This window comes from Microcystis sp. T1-4 (assembly GCF_000297435.1).
Classification (GTDB): Bacteria; Cyanobacteriota; Cyanobacteriia; order Cyanobacteriales; family Microcystaceae; genus Microcystis.
Genome location: NZ_CAIP01000262.1, coordinates 1 through 1,303 on the forward strand (window position 1 = coordinate 1; position 1,303 = coordinate 1,303).

General features: G+C 32.8%; 2 protein-coding genes and 1 pseudogene. 2 read left to right on the forward strand and 1 reads right to left on the reverse strand.

The window, feature by feature from the left end:
* Window positions 1–726 (forward strand): hypothetical protein (locus tag MICAI_RS15825; RefSeq protein WP_039900297.1); only part of this gene is annotated, 726 nt, incomplete at its 5' end.
* A gap of 7 nt (window positions 727–733) precedes the next feature.
* Here the strand turns inward: MICAI_RS15825 and MICAI_RS15830 are convergent.
* Window positions 734–937, reverse strand: a complete 204-nt coding sequence (locus MICAI_RS15830) for a Txe/YoeB family addiction module toxin (protein ID WP_002775038.1) — start codon at window positions 935–937, stop codon at window positions 734–736.
* 16 nt (window positions 938–953) lie between these two features.
* Here MICAI_RS15830 and MICAI_RS15835 point away from each other — a divergent pair.
* Window positions 954–1,271 (forward strand): annotated as a pseudogene (locus tag MICAI_RS15835) (hypothetical protein); the annotation flags it as partial.
* Between the last annotated feature and the right edge of the window lie 32 nt (window positions 1,272–1,303).

Genomic DNA, 1,303 nt, shown 5'->3' on the forward strand with positions numbered 1-1,303 from the left:
GGAAGTTATCGTATTAAGAAGCCTAAACTTTCTCAAGAAGCAATCGAATTTTTACATGATAAAAGACACAATCTTCATGAATTTAGAAGAATATACGGCGATGAATTTATTGTTGGTTTTAGAACAGGCTCTGAATACACAGCACTCATAGAGATTGAATACGCTGAGAAAAGTAAACAAGAACTAAACGCCTTTGCAATAATAAGTTTTTTGCAATCAATATTTGCGGGTATAGGAGGAGGAGTTGGATTTAATTGGGAAGGCGAAACTAAGGAATACTTTAAAAATACTAAAACAACAATTTCCTGTTTCAGGAGAGGAGTTTCAGTGGGCAATACAGTTTTTACTATTGAACAACTGATCAAAGATTTTACGGATTTTCAAGATAAGTTAAAACAACAAGGAGGCGGGGTTGAATATATATCACTTTTTGCAGATTACGATCAATTAATTGATACTAGAAACTATAGAATTTTAAGCCCAGAATTAATTGAATTAAAACGAAAGTTAAAAACTCTACGAGCTATTAAGACACAAAAACAAATTAAAATACTTGCCTGTGAAAATCAATTAAGATTCGGGGGTTCTAATTCTTCAGATTTACCTCAACAGATTATAGAATTAGAGGATTCAGTTAGTAAAATACAAGATTTTATCAGAAGATGTGAAATAGAACCTGAATTAATTAGTTCACGAGAATATAGAAAAATTATAAAAAGTGATTGATCATCAGTTAATAATGTTCATAAGCCTTTAATATTTTAAAAATTTTAGCTGTCTTATCAAGACGATAAACTAATCTATGTTGAATATTAAGGTGTCTTGAATATTTTCCTTTTAAGTCACCTACCAGTTTCTCAAATGGTGGTTGAAAAATATCTTTTTCAAGCTGTTTTAATAACATTAAAACTTTATCTTTTAATATGACTTTAGCCATAATTATCTCTCTCCTTACGGAAATTTTTCAATATCAAGATCAAATCACTATTACCGGTAATCGTGTGGTGGTGGAATTAGGCAATCGCATCGCTTATCTCAAGGATGGGGTTAAGGGAATTAATCAGAAAACTGGGGCGCAATTGTATAGTCAGATCTTAACTTGGAAAATGTCGGAAAAAATTGTCGAGGCCGAGGGGAATATTATCTATGAACAACAGGAACCAAAATTTAATCTCACCGGCGATAAAGCGATCGGCACTTTAGAAGATAATAACATTGTTGTTAGTAGTAGCTCCCCCGATCGAGTTGTCACCGAGATTTATCCCCGTTAACAGGGAAAACTGGCCAAAAAAAACTCTCCCCA